Source organism: Pantoea ananatis PA13 (genome assembly GCF_000233595.1).
Classification (GTDB): Bacteria; Pseudomonadota; Gammaproteobacteria; order Enterobacterales; family Enterobacteriaceae; genus Pantoea; species Pantoea ananatis.
In genome coordinates, this window is record NC_017554.1 from 1,073,021 (window position 1) to 1,088,125 (window position 15,105).

A 15,105-nucleotide genomic window follows, 5' to 3' on the forward strand; every position below is an offset into this window, starting at 1 on the left:
GCCTCGCGATTTTTTTTAAGTGAGAGACAATGTTTGACAATTTAACCGATCGTTTGTCGCAAACTCTGCGCAATATCAGCGGCCGCGGAAGGCTGACTGAAGACAACATTAAAGATACGCTGCGCGAAGTGCGCATGGCGCTGCTGGAAGCTGACGTTGCGCTGCCGGTGGTGCGTGACTTCATTAATCGCGTCAAAGAGAGCGCGGTAGGCCACGACGTCAACAAAAGCCTGACGCCGGGCCAGGAATTTATCAAAATTGTCCGTAACGAACTGGTTACGGCGATGGGCGCAGAAAACAACGCGCTGGATCTTGCCGCACAGCCGCCGGCCGTTGTGCTGATGGCCGGTCTGCAGGGTGCGGGTAAAACCACCAGTGTCGGTAAGCTGGGTAAATTTCTGCGTGAAAAGCACAAGAAAAAAGTGCTGGTGGTATCTGCTGACGTTTATCGCCCGGCGGCGATCAAACAGCTTGAGACACTGGCACAGCAGGTCGGTGTGGATTTTTGCCCCTCGGATCTGAGCCAGAAGCCCGTTGATATCGTCAACAACGCGCTGCGTGAAGCCAAACTCAAGTTTTATGACGTATTGCTGGTCGATACCGCGGGTCGTCTGCACGTAGACGAAGCGATGATGGACGAGATTAAACAGGTTCACGCCGCAATTAATCCGGTAGAAACCCTGTTTGTCGTGGATGCCATGACCGGTCAGGATGCGGCAAATACCGCCAAAGCCTTTAATGAAGCGCTGCCGCTGACAGGGGTTATTCTGACGAAGGTGGATGGCGATGCACGCGGTGGTGCTGCCCTGTCGATTCGCCATATCACCGGCAAGCCGATCAAATTTATGGGGATGGGCGAGAAGACCGATGCGCTGGAAGCCTTTTATCCTGACCGCATTGCCTCGCGTATTCTTGGCATGGGCGACGTGCTGTCGCTTATTGAAGATATCGAAAGTAAAGTTGACCGCGCGCAAGCGGAAAAACTGGCGAAGAAACTGAAAACCGGCGACGGTTTTGATCTCAATGACTTCCTTGAGCAGTTAAAGCAGATGCGCAACATGGGCGGCATGGCGAGCCTGATGGGCAAGCTGCCGGGCATGGGGCAACTGCCAGACAACGTGAAATCGCAGATGGATGACAAAGTGCTGGTGCGCATGGAAGCCATCATCAATTCGATGACACGCAAAGAGCGTGAAAAACCAGAAATTATCAAAGGTTCGCGCAAGCGCCGCATCGCTACCGGCTCGGGCATGCAGGTGCAGGACGTTAACCGCTTATTAAAGCAGTTCGACGACATGCAGCGGATGATGAAGAAAATGAAGAAGGGCGGAATGGCGAAAATGATGCGCGGCATGAAAGGTATGATGCCGCCAGGTTTCCCAGGACGCTAATGGGTTCCACAAAAAAGCCTGGGATTACTCGGTTTAGGTTGCTTTTTGCGCCAAAATGAGTAAAATTTTCGGGCTTTTTATACAGCACCCGGACCCCGTTCCTCGATGGGGGCCGGGTGTTTTATTAACTGAAGAGGATGTTATGGTAACAATTCGTTTGGCACGTCACGGCGCTAAAAAGCGTCCGTTCTATCAGGTCGTCGTCACTGACAGCCGCAATGCACGCAACGGTCGCTTCATCGAGCGCGTAGGTTTCTTCAACCCGATCGCATCTGGTCAGGCAGAAGGTCTGCGTCTGGATCTGGATCGTATCGAGCACTGGGTTGGCCAGGGCGCAACGCTTTCTGATCGCGTTAACGCGCTGATCAAAGAAGCAAAGAAAGCAGCTTAATCTGTCACGGTGGTGAGCATGAGCAGACAACTTGCCGCACAGGCACCTGTTAACCCGATTGTATTGGGTAAAATGGGTGCGGCATACGGCATTCGCGGCTGGCTCAAAGTGTTTTCCTCCACTGAAGACGCTGAAAGCATCTTTGACTACCAACCCTGGTTTATCCAGCGCGCCGGTAAATGGCAGCAGGTGGAACTGGATGGTTGGAAGCACCACAATCAGGACCTGATCATCAAAGTCAAAGGCATTGACGATCGGGATGCGGCGGCACAGTTGACCAATTGCGAAATTCAGGTCGACTCGACGCAGCTGCCTGCGCTGGATAACGGTGAGTACTACTGGAAAGACCTGATGGGTTGCAAGGTAGTCAACGTTGAAGGCTACGAACTGGGTAAAGTCGTCGATATGATGGAAACCGGTTCGAACGACGTTCTCGTCGTGAAGGCAAACCTGAAAGATGCGTTTGGTGTACAGGAGCGGTTAATTCCGTTTCTTGATGAACAGGTTATCAAGAAAGTCGATCTCTCTACTGGCCTTATTGAAGTAGATTGGGATCCTGGTTTTTGATCTCCGAATCAAACGGTAACGTAACGGCGAAGACAATGTGGATTGGTGTAATTAGCCTGTTTCCAGAAATGTTTCGCGCTATTACCGATTACGGGGTAACTGGCCGGGCAGTAAAAAATGGCCTGCTCAGCGTTCAAAGCTGGAGTCCACGTGACTTCACGCACGACCGGCACCGTACTGTGGACGATCGTCCTTATGGTGGCGGACCGGGAATGCTGATGATGGTACAACCTTTACGGGATGCCATCTCCGCAGCGAAAGCAGCGGCGGGAGAGGGTGCCAGGGTGATATATCTTTCACCTCAGGGCCGCAAACTTGACCAACAGGGCGTTTGCGAACTGGCATCACGAGACAAGCTCATCCTTGTCTGTGGTCGCTATGAAGGGATTGATGAGCGCGTAATCCAGACCGAAATTGATGAAGAATGGTCAATCGGTGATTACGTTCTCAGCGGCGGGGAACTGCCAGCAATGACGATGATTGACGCGGTTGCCCGGTTCATTCCGGGAGTACTCGGCAAACAGGCGTCAGCCGATGAGGATTCGTTCTCTGACGGGTTGCTGGATTGTCCGCACTATACCCGACCTGAAGTGTTAGAAGGGATGGACGTTCCGCCAGTTTTGCTGTCGGGCAACCATGCCGATATTCGCCAGTGGCGCCTGAAACAGTCGCTAGGCCGTACCTGGCTAAGAAGACCTGAACTTCTGGAAAACCTGGCTCTGACTGAAGAGCAAGCAAGGTTGCTTAAGGCGTTCCAACAGGAACACCAGCAACAAAACGATGATGCGGGAGAGTGATCTTCCCTGACTATCAGTTTACCCAGGATAAGAGATTTAATTATGAGCAACATTATTAAGCAAATTGAACAAGAGCAGATGAAACAGGACGTACCTTCCTTCCGTCCGGGTGATACCGTGGAAGTGAAAGTATGGGTCGTTGAAGGTTCTAAAAAACGTCTGCAGGCATTCGAGGGCGTGGTTATCGCTATTCGTAACCGCGGTCTGCACTCTGCATTCACTGTTCGCAAAATTTCTAACGGCGAAGGCGTTGAGCGTGTCTTCCAGACTCACTCTCCGGTAATTGACAGCATCGCTGTTAAACGTCGTGGCGCTGTGCGTAAAGCCAAACTGTACTACCTGCGTGAGCGTACTGGTAAGTCTGCTCGTATCAAAGAGCGTCTTAACTAAGGTATCGCTAACGCGACATCTAAAAGTTAATAGCAAACAAGGGGTTGGCAATGTGCCAGCCCCTTTTTTATGCCAGTGCCTACAAAATGCCTACGCCGAATGTTTGCCGTCATCTGCAGGCAAAGTGTGCCAGACCAAAGCGCTGTCTCACATAAAGGAAAACCTGTCGGAACAGAACAGGTATCTTTGCGATGCTGTGCATGCCAACCACCGGGATGCTGCGTAACGCAATCTGCTCGTCATCGGACACAACCGATTATTCTCTTATTCAATCTCATTGCCCTAAGGACAGGTTTTGAAAGACGTCGTTTTTTTAGTTTCCGGCTTTATATTTTCGCTCGCCTCATTCTATTCAGCCCGATATGCACTGGAAGGCAACAAGCATAAGTGGCTTTGCCGCTGCCTGACCGCAGTCTGGGTAAGCATGGGATTCGTGTTGTTTCCCCTTTTTCTTGCGCTGGGGTTGTATGGTCCGGCCCTTATCTTTGTGGCGGCTAACGTGATCCTTGTTTGGGCAGGCCGCGAACACAAAAAAGAACTGGCATGTAAGAACAAAACGTCCACGGCGGTGACGGCGCATGTGCCCCTGGTCGAGGTTGATATGCCCTGGCTGAGTCTAAAAGAGATCGGCTTCAGCTATTTTGACTACGAGGGTAAGGTGGCTTACCGGCGCGTGGATGTGGAGTCCTGCGATGGGATGTTTATCAAAGGCTATTGTCATTTCCACAGAGAGATGCGCGCATTCGAACTGGTACGGATCGAATCCGGCATTATCATTCTGCGTAATACCGGGAAAACCATGGACGTTAACAGCTGGCTTGTCGCTTATGTTGAGGCCTACGACCGCTGAGTACGATCTCATGCCTTTTCATGAGGGGCGCTGGAAATGATAGATCGCCGCGTTGACCGGCCCGCTGTCTAAAACAATTAAACCATAACGGTAATCGATAAAGCGCCCGCCACTCTTTTCCGCTACACGTCTGCTGGCGAAGTTATTCTCCACCGCCAGCAGTTCTATTGTCTGTACATCCGGGCGCGCAAAGCCAAATTCCAGTAACAGCTTTACCGCTTGCGTGGCAACGCCCTGACATTGCGCGTCACTGCGAACCCAGTACCCCAAAGCGCAAAACTCTCCCGGTTTTTTAGCAAAGCGAAAGCCTGCACTACCTAACAGGCGGTTCTGGGCATCCACGATGGCAAATTCTTCCGCTTCTTTAAGTGCGCGTTGTAAGTGTGTAAAGCGAATCCAGCTTTCGGCTTCATCCGGCTGATAATCCGGATGCGCCCAACTCATCCAGGGCAATAACGTATCCAAAGAGTCATTAACGGCTACGGTGAAGGCCTCAATATCGCTTAGATCAAAAGGACGCAGGCGAATGGCTGCAGTGGTCTGGGGCATGTTTTCGTCCTTGTCAGTTAACGTATCAATATTAACAGGGGGATTTCGGTGGTGGAACAGATGCTATGTATATTTATGTTTACACAATGACAGCCTGACTGATTGTGTTTTTATTTTTTTAATTCATTGATATTAAATATATTTTATTGATATTTTCAGGTGTTTTATTTTTGATGGTAAATAAAGTGTACATAAGGGATTGTCGAGTGTACTCATTATGATACAGTTTCATCTCTCCTCCATGAGGATCCCGTGACCGCATAAATGAGTGTAAAGGACAGGACGATGCAAAAAGACGCGTTAAACAATGTTCATATCGCCAATGAGCAGGTGTTGATTACTCCCGAAGAGCTTAAAACGAAATTCCCGTTGAGCAATGCGCAGCAGGCGCAAATCGCCGCCTCGCGCCAGACGATTGCGGATATCATTGCAGGCCGTGATTCCCGCCTGTTAGTGGTTTGTGGCCCATGCTCAATTCACGATACAGAAGCGGCTCTGGATTATGCGCGTCGTCTGCAAAGCCTCTCTGAGCAGGTGAAAGATCGACTGTACCTTGTTATGCGCGTCTACTTTGAGAAACCCCGCACGACCGTTGGCTGGAAGGGGTTAATTAACGATCCTTACATGGATAACTCATTTGATATGGAAGCGGGTTTGCACATTGCCCGTGAGTTGCTGGTGAATCTTGTCGATATGGGCTTGCCGTTAGCGACGGAAGCGCTGGATCCAAACAGCCCGCAATATTTGGGCGATCTTTTTAGCTGGTCGGCGATTGGCGCACGCACGACGGAATCACAAACCCACCGTGAAATGGCTTCAGGCCTGTCAATGCCGGTGGGCTTTAAAAACGGTACCGACGGCAGCCTGGGTACGGCGATAAATGCCATGCGCGCGGCGGCAATGCCTCATCGGTTTGTGGGTATCAATCAGTCAGGCCAGGTTTGCCTGTTGCAAACACAGGGAAATCCTGACGGGCACGTTATTTTACGCGGCGGCAAAGCACCAAACTACAGTCCGGAAGACGTGGCACAATGTGAAACGGCCATGCTTAAAGCGGGACTCCGCCCGGCCTTAATGATAGATTGCAGCCACGGTAACTCTGATAAAGACTACCGCCGTCAGCCTGGCGTCGCGCAATCGGCCATCGATCAGATCAAGAAAGGCAACCGTTCGATTATTGGCCTGATGCTGGAAAGCCACATTAGCGAAGGCAATCAGTCTTCCGAGCAGCCGCGCAGTGAGATGAAGTACGGCGTCTCTGTTACCGATGCCTGCATCAACTGGAACGTCACCGAGGCGTTACTGCGCGAAATGCATGATGAGCTAAACGAGGTTCTGTCGGCGCGTCTTTCACACGAGGTGTAGTGGGCAATGGTGGCTGAATTAACTGCATTACGCGAACAAATTGATACGGTAGATAAAGCACTGCTGGATCTACTGGCAAAACGTTTGGAACTGGTAGCGGAAGTCGGCGAAGTTAAAAGCCGCCATGGTTTGCCAATCTATGTTCCGGAGCGGGAAGCTTCTATGCTGGCGTCCCGTCGCAAAGAGGCAGAAGCGCTGGGCGTGTCTGGCGATCTGATTGAAGACGTATTGCGCCGCGTCATGCGAGAATCCTATACCAGCGAAAATGATAAAGGGTTTAAAACCCTGCGTCCCGAGTTACGTCCGGTGGTGATCGTCGGCGGTAATGGCCAGATGGGACGCCTGTTTAATAAAATGCTGACGCTGTCGGGCTACCAGGTAAAAACGCTGGATAAAGATGACTGGGATCGGGCGGAAACGCTGTTCAGCGATGCCGGTATGGTGATCATCAGCGTGCCTATCCATCTGACCGAGCAGGTGATTCAACAACTCCCTGCGCTGCCGGATGACTGTATCCTGGTGGATCTGGCGTCCGTCAAGAATCGCCCCCTACAGGCGATGCTGGCGGCGCATCAGGGACCGGTACTCGGTCTGCATCCTATGTTCGGGCCGGACAGCGGCAGTCTTGCCAAGCAGGTTGTGGTCTGGTGCGATGGGCGGCAGCCGGAAGCTTATCAATGGTTTCTGGAGCAGATACAGGTCTGGGGAGCGCGCCTGCATCGCATTGGGGCAGAAGAACACGACCAGAACATGGCATTTATCCAGGCGCTGCGCCATTTCGCGACTTTTGCTTATGGCCTTCACCTCGCTGAAGAGAATGTCAATCTTGATCAGCTCCTGGCTTTGTCCTCGCCCATTTACCGGCTTGAGCTGGCAATGGTGGGGCGCCTGTTTGCACAGGATCCGCAGCTGTATGCGGATATCATTATGTCATCTGAAAATAACCTGAACCTTATCAAACGTTATTATCAGCGCTTTGGTGAAGCCATTGCCCTGCTGGAACAAGGTGATAAAAACGCCTTTATTGCCAGCTTCAACCGGGTAGAAGAGTGGTTTGGCGATCACGCCAAACGCTTTTTGGTTGAGAGCCGAAGCCTGCTGCGCTCGGCGAACGACAGCCGGCCATAAGCTAAAAAGGCATCCAGTTGGATGCCTTTTTACTGATTACTTGTCGGGTTCAACAGGAATGATATTTTCGCTGGGGTAGCAGCCAAGTACTTTTAACGAACGCGTCATTGCCCTCAGCTCTTCTAATGCCTGCTGCATCTTTTCAGACTGCAGATTGCCCTGCACATCCAGATAAAACATCTCTTCCCACGGGTTACCGTTGATAGGCCGTGATTCCAGTTTGCTCATAATCAGGTTGTGCTGGCGCAAGACCAACAGTGCGTCAACCAGTGCACCCGCCTGCTGGCCGGTTGCCATGATCAGCGTTGTTTTCGCCGAAATCTGATCGGATACTTCGATGGGCTTACGGGCCAGGACAATAAAGCGTGTGTGATTCTGCTGTTGGTTGGCCAGATTACGCTCCAGCACCTGTAACTGATACAGCTCGCCACCGGCTTCGCTACCGATCGCCGCGACATTAGGTGAGTTGAGCGCGGCCACTTTCTCCATGGCAGCGGCGGTGCTTTCGGTGTAGACAATCTTCCAGTGCGGGAAGCGGTTAATGAAGTGGCTGGTCTGCTGAAAAGGCTGCGGATGGCTGTAGACCGTTTCAATCTGTTCCAGGTCGCTCTGGCTACTGACCAACATGCAGTGCTCAATCGGAAGCGTCAGTTCCCCTACGATAGAGAGGTTGGTCTGTTGCAGCAGGTCGTACACATCGTTGATTGAACCGGAGCTGGTATTCTCGATCGGTAAGACGGCGTAATCCGCCGCGTTATTCTCCACCTGTTTGATAATGTCATGAAATTTCAGGCAACCGCATTCAACCATGTTACTGAAATGACGCGCGGCATACTGACGGGCAGCCAGATGAGAGTAAGAGCCTTTCGGGCCTAAGAAGGCGATGCGGGCCGCATGAGCATGCGTATGGTTGAGGTTTTTTTGCAGCAAGGCCTGCTGAGTCAGAACCGAATCTTCAATCACTAACTGAAACAGGCGGGTAATGTAGTGCGCATCCAACTGATGTTTTTTACCCAGTACGATGAGGTGCTCAATCAGTGCGCGTTCACGTTCGACGTCGCGGACAGGGCGGTGCGTTGCCAGCTTCGCCTTTGCAACCTCCACGGCCAGCAAACGCCGTTCAGCGAGTAACGTCAGTAGTTTTTCATCAACGGCGCTGATTTTATCACGCAGTGCCAGAAGCGGATTGTCCGGGGTCATAAGGCTCACCTGTAAGCTATCCAATAAAAAAGCCTCCCGGTTGGGAGGCTTTGTTGTTCGTCTTCGCTTTCTTTTTACACGACGAATGGCCTCCCAGTCAGGGGAAGGTAAAAAAGAAAGCGAAGAAAAACGACAGTGTTTTCATGACAGGTTCCAAAAATAAGCTGTTCTGAGAGTAACCGCACAGATGAAAAGCTGTCAACAAAAAACGCGCCCGTAGGCGCGTCAGGAAGGTGAGGACAAAACTTACTCTTCGGCGGCGGGGGTAAAGTCTTTAACGCTGGTGGCCGCGCGGCGCGCTTCAGATTTGTGCTGCACTTTATTAAGTTGGCGCTCGAGTTTTCCTATCAGGTCGTTGATAGCAGTGTACATATCGTCATGTTTGGCACTGGCGACCAGTGTACCGTTTGGCGTATTAATCGTGGCGTCTGCCACAAACTCTTTGGATTCTTTCGACAGAACGATATGCGGGTTAATCAGGTCGGTTTGCCACTTTTCTAGCTTGGCGAGACGGTCTTCGACGTGTTCACGGATGGCTGGAGTAATTTCCATTTGCTTACTGGTAATATTCACGATCATTATGCTTACCTCTCTGTGATTGCCGTCTGAATGGATCCAGCATAGCGCGATATCTCTGTAGATGTGTGATTTTGATCACAAAAAAATGTCACTTTTTGTCAACTACAGCAAATTGTGAGAAAGGGCGAGAATGTGGCCGAAAAGCCTTGAAGCTAACGCCTTATCAAGGCATTCTTGATAAGTTAGCTCAACAGGTAAATCAACATTTTGCCTGTTTTATGCACATAAAAAAGCAGCCTCCAGGGCTGCTTTTTTTGTGGCTCAACGCGCGAACGTCTCAGTCGTTGTTTGCTGCGATAATTTTTGCGACTTTATCCGCCTCGGCGTTCAGTTGCAACTGGCGATAGGCGTTTTCCATCAGCGGTAACGCATCGTGCGTCGCCTGCGTGTCCGGATAATCGCGCATCATCCCTTCAACACGGTTAACAACCGCGACATAGGCCCCACGCTTGGTATAGAATTGCGCCACTGAAAGCTCATATTTTGACAAACGGTCTTTCAGATAGACCTGACGTTTATAGGCATCGGCTGCATATTGGCTGTTTGGATAGCTGCGCAGCAGCTGTGCAAAGTCGCGGAATGCATCACGAGCATGGGTAGGATCGCGATCGGAACGGTCGATGCCGAAAAAGCCCTGCAATGCCGAATCATCCAGCGCCATATCCGTCAGCCCTTTCATATAGATGACGTAATCGATATTAGGATGCGTAGGATTTAAACGCATAAAGCGGCTGATGGCAGCCTGCGCCATCGGCAGATCGGCATTTTTATAGTACGCGTAGATCAAATCCAACTGAACCTGCTGCGAATAGGGACCGAATGGGTAACGATTATCCAGCGCTTCCAGTTGCTTAATCGCCGCTTTAAAGTTACCGTCCTGCAGCTTTTGTTGCGCTGTAGCATAGATTTCAGAAGGCGGGTTGTCCGGTACCGCGTCATTTGAGCCGGAACAACCAACAAGTGCCAGGCTCAGTGTGGCTGCAGCCACCAGATATTTCATACGCGTCATGACGAAGTGATTATCCTCAAAATGTTATGGCGGAAGCTGTCCGTATAGCTCCCGGTAATGACCAGGTACGATAGCACATTATATTAAACGGCATCGCCGTAAAACCCAACGTTAACGAAGAAGCTGTATATGGCACAACAAGTTCAACTCACCGCAACGGTATCCGAGTCACAACTCGGACAACGTTTAGATCAAACTTTGGCGGAATTGTTCCCTGATTATTCACGTTCCCGCATAAAAGAGTGGATCCTTAACCAGCGCGTCAGTGTCAACGGCACTGTGACTGATAAGCCGAAAGAAAAAGTGCTCGGCGGCGAGCGCGTGACCATCGATGCTGAGATCGAAGAAGAGCAGCGCTGGGAACCCCAAAATATCCCGCTGGATATCGTCTACGAAGATGAAGATATCATTGTCATCAATAAACCACGTGACTTTGTGGTGCATCCGGGCGCGGGCAATCCTGATGGCACCGTACTCAATGCGCTGCTGCATCACTATCCCGCCATTGCCGATGTGCCGCGCGCGGGCATCGTTCATCGCCTGGACAAAGATACAACCGGGCTGATGGTCGTGGCGAAAACCGTCCCGGCGCAAACGCACCTTGTCGACGCCCTTCAGCGCCGTGAAATTACACGTGAATATGAAGCGGTCGCCATCGGTACGATGACTGCTGGCGGCACGGTCGATGAACCGATTAGCCGTCACTCAACTAAACGTACGCATATGTCCGTGCATCCCATGGGGAAACCGGCTGTCACTCACTATCGCATCATGGAGCATTTCCGTGCTCATACGCGGTTGCGTCTGCGCCTGGAAACCGGCCGTACGCACCAGATCCGTGTGCATATGTCGCACATTAATCATCCTCTGGTGGGCGACCCGCTTTACGGTGGCCGTCCGCGTCCGCCAAAAGGCGCATCGGAAGACTTTATTACCACGCTGCGCGGGTTTGATCGCCAGGCGCTGCATGCGACGATGCTCCGGCTTTACCATCCTATCTCTGGGATTGAGATGGAATTCCATGCCGCGATACCTCAGGACATGATTGATCTGATTGATGCGCTGAAAGCGGATACAGAGATGTTCAAGGATCAGCTGGACTGGCTATGAGCCTGATTATTCCACAATGGCCGGCACCCGATCGGGTGCGTGCCGTCTCAACGTTACGGCAGGGCGGCGTGAGCGAGGGGAACTGGCGTTCGCTTAATCTCGGCAGCCATGTCGGTGACAAGCTGCATCATGTGGCAGCCAACCGTGAGCGGCTGATAGCGCTTGCGGCGTTGCCCGCGATGCCGCAGTGGCTGGAGCAGGTTCATTCAACCGACGTTGCCTGCCTGCGCGCAGGGGGAACCGCGCCGCTACAGGCAGATGCTTGTATCACACGGGAAACGGGCGTGGTATGTGCAATCATGACGGCTGACTGCCTGCCTGTGCTGTTTTGTTCGGATGACGGCCGTGAAGTTGCTGCGGCTCATGCAGGATGGCGCGGGCTGTGTGGCGGCGTACTGGAAAATACCCTGGCACAGTTTCAGGCTGCGCCCGGCAATATTCACGCCTGGCTCGGGCCGGCCATTGGTCCTGATGCGTTCGAAGTCGGTGCAGAAGTGCGTCGCGCGTTTATGGATCACGATCCTGAGGCAGCTGCCGCTTTTCGTCCGGCGGGGGAAAAATTCTACGCGGATATCTGGCTACTGGCCCGTCAGCGGCTCCATGCTGCAGGCGTGAAATCAGTGAGTGCGGATTCACGTTGTACCTTTAGCGAGCAGGACGATTTCTTCTCCTATCGTCGGGATGGCATCACCGGCCGTATGGCAACTTTAATTTGGCTGTTATAGTCTTAGCCCGTAAGACGATCCAGACAGCGCGTTTTTTAGTCCTGTTTCAGGTCATTAACCTTGAATATTTGAGGAATGACCTCATTTTAATCTCCAGTAGCATTTGACCTGTAATGGGAGGAATTATGCGTCTGGATCGTCTTACTAATAAATTTCAACTCGCTCTGTCCGACGCGCAGTCTTTGGCTTTAGGACAGGATAACCAGTTTATTGAACCCTTGCACCTGATGAGCGCGTTGCTCAAGCAGGAAGGGAGTTCCGTTGCGCCCCTGTTGTCCTCAGCCGGTACTGACGTAGCATCGTTACGTACGCAAATTGATCAGGCTATTGACCGTTTGCCGCAGGTAGAAGGCAGCGGCGGAGATGTGCAGCCATCATCCGACCTGATCCGAGTGCTTAACCTGTGCGATAAGCTGGCACAGAAGCGTAACGACAACTTTATCTCATCAGAATTATTTGTTTTGGCAGCCTTGGATTCACGTGGCTCGCTGGCGGACATATTGAAATCTGCAGGCGTCACCAACGAAAAGCTCACCAAAGCGATTGAACAACTTCGTGGAGGCGACAACGTGAACGATCAGGGTGCTGAAGATCAGCGTCAGGCTTTAAAGAAATATACGATCGATCTCACCGAGCGCGCCGAGAAAGGCAAGCTCGATCCGGTGATTGGGCGTGATGAAGAGATTCGCCGTACCATTCAGGTACTGCAACGTCGTACTAAAAACAACCCCGTGTTGATTGGTGAGCCCGGCGTAGGTAAAACCGCCATCGTCGAAGGGCTGGCGCAGCGCATTATCAATGGTGAAGTGCCGGAAGGGCTGAAAGGCCGCCGTGTGCTGGCACTGGATATGGGCGCGCTGGTGGCAGGGGCTAAATACCGTGGTGAATTCGAAGAGCGTCTAAAAGGCGTGCTCAGCGACCTGTCCAAGCAGGAAGGCAACGTCATTCTGTTTATTGATGAGCTGCATACTATGGTGGGCGCGGGTAAAGCAGATGGGGCAATGGACGCCGGCAATATGCTGAAGCCTGCGCTGGCGCGCGGCGAGTTACACTGTGTCGGCGCTACCACGCTGGACGAATATCGCCAGTATATCGAGAAAGACGCAGCGCTGGAGCGCCGTTTCCAGAAAGTGTTTGTGGCAGAGCCCAGCGTTGAAGATACCATCGCGATTTTGCGGGGTTTGAAAGAGCGTTATGAGTTGCACCATCATGTGCAGATCACTGACCCGGCTATCGTCGCGGCAGCAACGCTTTCTCATCGCTACATAGCCGATCGCCAGTTGCCAGATAAGGCGATTGACCTGATTGATGAGGCGGCATCCAGTATCCGTATGCAGATTGACTCCAAGCCGGAAGCGCTGGATCGTCTGGAGCGCCGTATTATTCAGCTGAAGCTGGAACAGCAGGCGTTAAAGAAAGAATCTGATGATGCCAGCGTCAAACGTCTGGATATGCTGGAAGCCGAGCTAAACCAGAAAGAGCGTGAATATGCCGAGCTGGAAGAAGAGTGGAAAGCGGAAAAGGCCTCGTTGACCGGCACGCAGAATATCAAAGCGGAGCTGGAGCAGGCGCGCCTTACCCTTGAGCAGGCACGTCGCTCAGGCGATCTGGCACAGATGTCTGAACTGCAGTACGGCAAGATCCCGGCGCTGGAGAAACAGCTGGCTTCCGCTACACAGTCTGAAGGCAAGACGATGAAGCTGCTGCGTAACCGCGTAACGGACGTTGAGATTGCCGATGTTCTGGCGCGCTGGACCGGTATTCCGGTCGCCCGGATGATGGAAGGGGAGCGCGACAAACTTCTGCGCATGGAGCAGGAACTGCATTCACGAGTCATCGGACAGGATGAAGCGGTTGAAGCGGTTTCCAATGCCATTCGCCGTAGCCGCGCAGGTCTGGCCGATCCTAATCGTCCTGTCGGGTCGTTCCTGTTCCTGGGCCCAACAGGTGTGGGTAAAACGGAACTGTGTAAATCACTGGCTAACTTCCTGTTCGACAGTGACGATGCGATGGTTCGTATCGACATGTCAGAATTTATGGAAAAACATTCTGTGTCGCGGCTGGTGGGCGCACCTCCGGGTTATGTCGGCTATGAAGAGGGCGGCTATCTGACTGAAGCGGTTCGCCGTCGTCCTTATTCTGTGATCCTGTTGGATGAAATCGAGAAGGCGCATCCCGATGTCTTCAATATTTTGCTGCAGGTTCTGGATGATGGCCGGTTGACGGACGGACAAGGGCGCACCGTTGATTTCCGCAATACGGTCGTGATCATGACCTCTAACCTGGGCTCAGATTTAATTCAGGAACGTTTCGGCAATCTGAATTATCCCGAGATGAAAAATCTGGTGATGGGCGTAGTGGGTCAACATTTCCGTCCAGAGTTCGTGAACCGTATTGACGAGGTAGTGGTGTTCCATCCGCTGGGTGAAAAACACATTGCGTCTATTGCACAGATTCAACTGCAGCGGCTGTACAAACGTCTGGAAGACCGAGGCTATCAGCTGCATATCTCTGATGCGGCGATCAAACTGTTGGGCGAAAACGGTTATGACCCGGTTTACGGTGCGCGTCCACTGAAACGCGCAATCCAGCAGCAGATAGAAAACCCACTGGCACAGCAGATTCTTTCTGGTGAGCTGGTCCCGGGCAAAGTGATTGAGATGGACGTAAAAGACGACGTCATTACTGCCCACCAGTAAAGGCATATTTATTAAAAACGGGCGTTACGCCCGTTTTTTGTACGCGGAATCTGTGGTTTTTGCTTTTTTTAAAGCGTATTGCCTGGAAAGTAATCACTCGAAAGATTTATTTGAATTAGCGCTTGTCAGCCTAAAATATTTGCCTATAATGCGCCTCCACTGACACGGCACAACGGCTTACGTAACGCGGTGTTCAGCAGGAGGCTCCCAGGAGTTTCCGCCGGAGAAAAACTTCTGAAAAAGAGGTTGACTCTGAAGGAGGAAAGCGTAATATACGCCACCTCGCGACAGACGGTTAACCCGCTGTTCGCACTGCTCTTTAACAATTTATCAGACAATCTGTGTGGGCACTCGC

The 15,105-nt window shown here is 51.9% G+C and carries 16 protein-coding genes and 1 other annotated feature; of the genes, 11 read left to right on the forward strand and 5 right to left on the reverse strand.

All coding sequences use genetic code 11. The features are described 5' to 3' along the window. Positions 1-29 precede the first annotated feature (29 nt). The 6 genes from ffh (at position 30) to PAGR_RS05230 (ending at position 4,386) form a co-directional block, all read left to right on the forward strand. Complete coding sequence (ffh, locus tag PAGR_RS05205) at positions 30-1,391, forward strand: signal recognition particle protein (protein ID WP_013026896.1); 1,362 nt, start codon at positions 30-32, stop codon at positions 1,389-1,391. 142 nt (positions 1,392-1,533) lie between these two features. Beyond that, the gene (rpsP, locus tag PAGR_RS05210; protein ID WP_007893313.1) at positions 1,534-1,782 is read left to right on the forward strand and encodes a 30S ribosomal protein S16; all 249 of its coding nucleotides are present in this window, start codon (positions 1,534-1,536) and stop codon (positions 1,780-1,782) included. Positions 1,783-1,800: 18 nt separating this feature from the next. Further along, positions 1,801-2,349 carry a ribosome maturation factor RimM gene (gene rimM, locus PAGR_RS05215; RefSeq protein WP_014594416.1) on the forward strand — a complete coding sequence of 183 codons (549 nt, stop codon included), beginning with the start codon at positions 1,801-1,803 and terminating at the stop codon, positions 2,347-2,349. A 35-nt stretch (positions 2,350-2,384) separates the two neighbouring features. After that, positions 2,385-3,146, forward strand: a complete 762-nt coding sequence (trmD, locus tag PAGR_RS05220) for a tRNA (guanosine(37)-N1)-methyltransferase TrmD (protein WP_014594415.1) — start codon at positions 2,385-2,387, stop codon at positions 3,144-3,146. A 42-nt stretch (positions 3,147-3,188) separates the two neighbouring features. After that, the gene (rplS, locus tag PAGR_RS05225; RefSeq protein ID WP_013026892.1) at positions 3,189-3,536 is read left to right on the forward strand and encodes a 50S ribosomal protein L19; all 348 of its coding nucleotides are present in this window, start codon (positions 3,189-3,191) and stop codon (positions 3,534-3,536) included. Positions 3,537-3,831: 295 nt separating this feature from the next. Further along, a complete protein-coding gene (locus PAGR_RS05230; RefSeq protein WP_014605179.1) occupies positions 3,832-4,386 on the forward strand; it encodes a hypothetical protein in 555 nt (184 codons plus the stop codon). Between the two features lie 18 nt (positions 4,387-4,404). Here the strand turns inward: PAGR_RS05230 and PAGR_RS05235 are convergent, their stop codons facing one another. Beyond that, positions 4,405-4,935: a GNAT family N-acetyltransferase gene (locus PAGR_RS05235; protein WP_014605180.1), complete on the reverse strand. Its 531-nt coding sequence runs from the start codon at positions 4,933-4,935 to the stop codon at positions 4,405-4,407. Between the two features lie 285 nt (positions 4,936-5,220). On the opposite strand from PAGR_RS05235, the gene PAGR_RS05240 reads away from it, so the two are divergent. Together PAGR_RS05240 and tyrA are read left to right on the forward strand one after the other, a co-directional pair. After that, complete coding sequence (locus PAGR_RS05240) at positions 5,221-6,300, forward strand: 3-deoxy-7-phosphoheptulonate synthase (RefSeq protein WP_014605181.1); 1,080 nt, start codon at positions 5,221-5,223, stop codon at positions 6,298-6,300. A 6-nt stretch (positions 6,301-6,306) separates the two neighbouring features. Continuing rightward, a complete protein-coding gene (gene tyrA / locus PAGR_RS05245) occupies positions 6,307-7,428 on the forward strand; it encodes a bifunctional chorismate mutase/prephenate dehydrogenase (RefSeq protein WP_013026888.1) in 1,122 nt (373 codons plus the stop codon). Between the two features lie 36 nt (positions 7,429-7,464). On the opposite strand, the gene pheA is transcribed toward tyrA, so the two are convergent. The 4 genes from pheA to bamD form a co-directional block, all read right to left on the reverse strand. Continuing rightward, complete coding sequence (gene pheA / locus PAGR_RS05250; protein WP_014605182.1) at positions 7,465-8,628, reverse strand: bifunctional chorismate mutase/prephenate dehydratase; 1,164 nt, start codon at positions 8,626-8,628, stop codon at positions 7,465-7,467. A gap of 22 nt (positions 8,629-8,650) precedes the next feature. After that, positions 8,651-8,774, reverse strand: a sequence feature (Phe leader region). Then, the gene (locus PAGR_RS23950) at positions 8,726-8,773 is read right to left on the reverse strand and encodes a hypothetical protein (protein ID WP_193372328.1); all 48 of its coding nucleotides are present in this window, start codon (positions 8,771-8,773) and stop codon (positions 8,726-8,728) included. Its footprint overlaps the feature before it by 48 nt. A gap of 100 nt (positions 8,775-8,874) precedes the next feature. Next, positions 8,875-9,207, reverse strand: coding sequence for a ribosome-associated translation inhibitor RaiA (gene raiA, locus PAGR_RS05255; RefSeq protein ID WP_013026886.1), 333 nt, complete (start codon positions 9,205-9,207; stop codon positions 8,875-8,877). A gap of 277 nt (positions 9,208-9,484) precedes the next feature. Continuing rightward, positions 9,485-10,216: an outer membrane protein assembly factor BamD gene (gene bamD / locus PAGR_RS05260; protein WP_013026885.1), complete on the reverse strand. Its 732-nt coding sequence runs from the start codon at positions 10,214-10,216 to the stop codon at positions 9,485-9,487. A 129-nt stretch (positions 10,217-10,345) separates the two neighbouring features. Between bamD and rluD the strand changes: the two genes are divergently transcribed. From rluD to clpB, 3 genes are all read left to right on the forward strand, one after another. Further along, positions 10,346-11,326, forward strand: a complete 981-nt coding sequence (gene rluD, locus PAGR_RS05265) for a 23S rRNA pseudouridine(1911/1915/1917) synthase RluD (protein ID WP_013026884.1) — start codon at positions 10,346-10,348, stop codon at positions 11,324-11,326. Then, positions 11,323-12,051, forward strand: coding sequence for a purine nucleoside phosphorylase YfiH (yfiH, locus tag PAGR_RS05270; protein ID WP_014605183.1), 729 nt, complete (start codon positions 11,323-11,325; stop codon positions 12,049-12,051). Before rluD ends, yfiH begins: the two co-directional genes overlap by 4 nt. A gap of 125 nt (positions 12,052-12,176) precedes the next feature. After that, entirely contained in the window at positions 12,177-14,750 is a 2,574-nt protein-coding gene (clpB, locus tag PAGR_RS05275) for an ATP-dependent chaperone ClpB (RefSeq protein ID WP_014605184.1), read from the forward strand. The last annotated feature ends 355 nt before the right edge of the window (positions 14,751-15,105 follow it).

Coding starts and splice junctions, on each gene's coding strand:
- ffh (WP_013026896.1), top strand. CDS start 30: ATGTTTGACAATTTAACCGATCGTTTGTCGCAAACTCTGCGCAATATC.
- trmD (WP_014594415.1), top strand. CDS start 2,385: ATGTGGATTGGTGTAATTAGCCTGTTTCCAGAAATGTTTCGCGCTATT.
- tyrA (WP_013026888.1), top strand. CDS start 6,307: ATGGTGGCTGAATTAACTGCATTACGCGAACAAATTGATACGGTAGAT.
- PAGR_RS05240 (WP_014605181.1), top strand. CDS start 5,221: ATGCAAAAAGACGCGTTAAACAATGTTCATATCGCCAATGAGCAGGTG.
- rimM (WP_014594416.1), top strand. CDS start 1,801: ATGAGCAGACAACTTGCCGCACAGGCACCTGTTAACCCGATTGTATTG.
- yfiH (WP_014605183.1), top strand. CDS start 11,323: ATGAGCCTGATTATTCCACAATGGCCGGCACCCGATCGGGTGCGTGCC.
- pheA (WP_014605182.1), bottom strand. CDS start 8,628: ATGACCCCGGACAATCCGCTTCTGGCACTGCGTGATAAAATCAGCGCC.
- rluD (WP_013026884.1), top strand. CDS start 10,346: ATGGCACAACAAGTTCAACTCACCGCAACGGTATCCGAGTCACAACTC.
- rpsP (WP_007893313.1), top strand. CDS start 1,534: ATGGTAACAATTCGTTTGGCACGTCACGGCGCTAAAAAGCGTCCGTTC.
- clpB (WP_014605184.1), top strand. CDS start 12,177: ATGCGTCTGGATCGTCTTACTAATAAATTTCAACTCGCTCTGTCCGAC.
- PAGR_RS05235 (WP_014605180.1), bottom strand. CDS start 4,935: ATGCCCCAGACCACTGCAGCCATTCGCCTGCGTCCTTTTGATCTAAGC.
- bamD (WP_013026885.1), bottom strand. CDS start 10,216: ATGACGCGTATGAAATATCTGGTGGCTGCAGCCACACTGAGCCTGGCA.
- rplS (WP_013026892.1), top strand. CDS start 3,189: ATGAGCAACATTATTAAGCAAATTGAACAAGAGCAGATGAAACAGGAC.
- raiA (WP_013026886.1), bottom strand. CDS start 9,207: ATGATCGTGAATATTACCAGTAAGCAAATGGAAATTACTCCAGCCATC.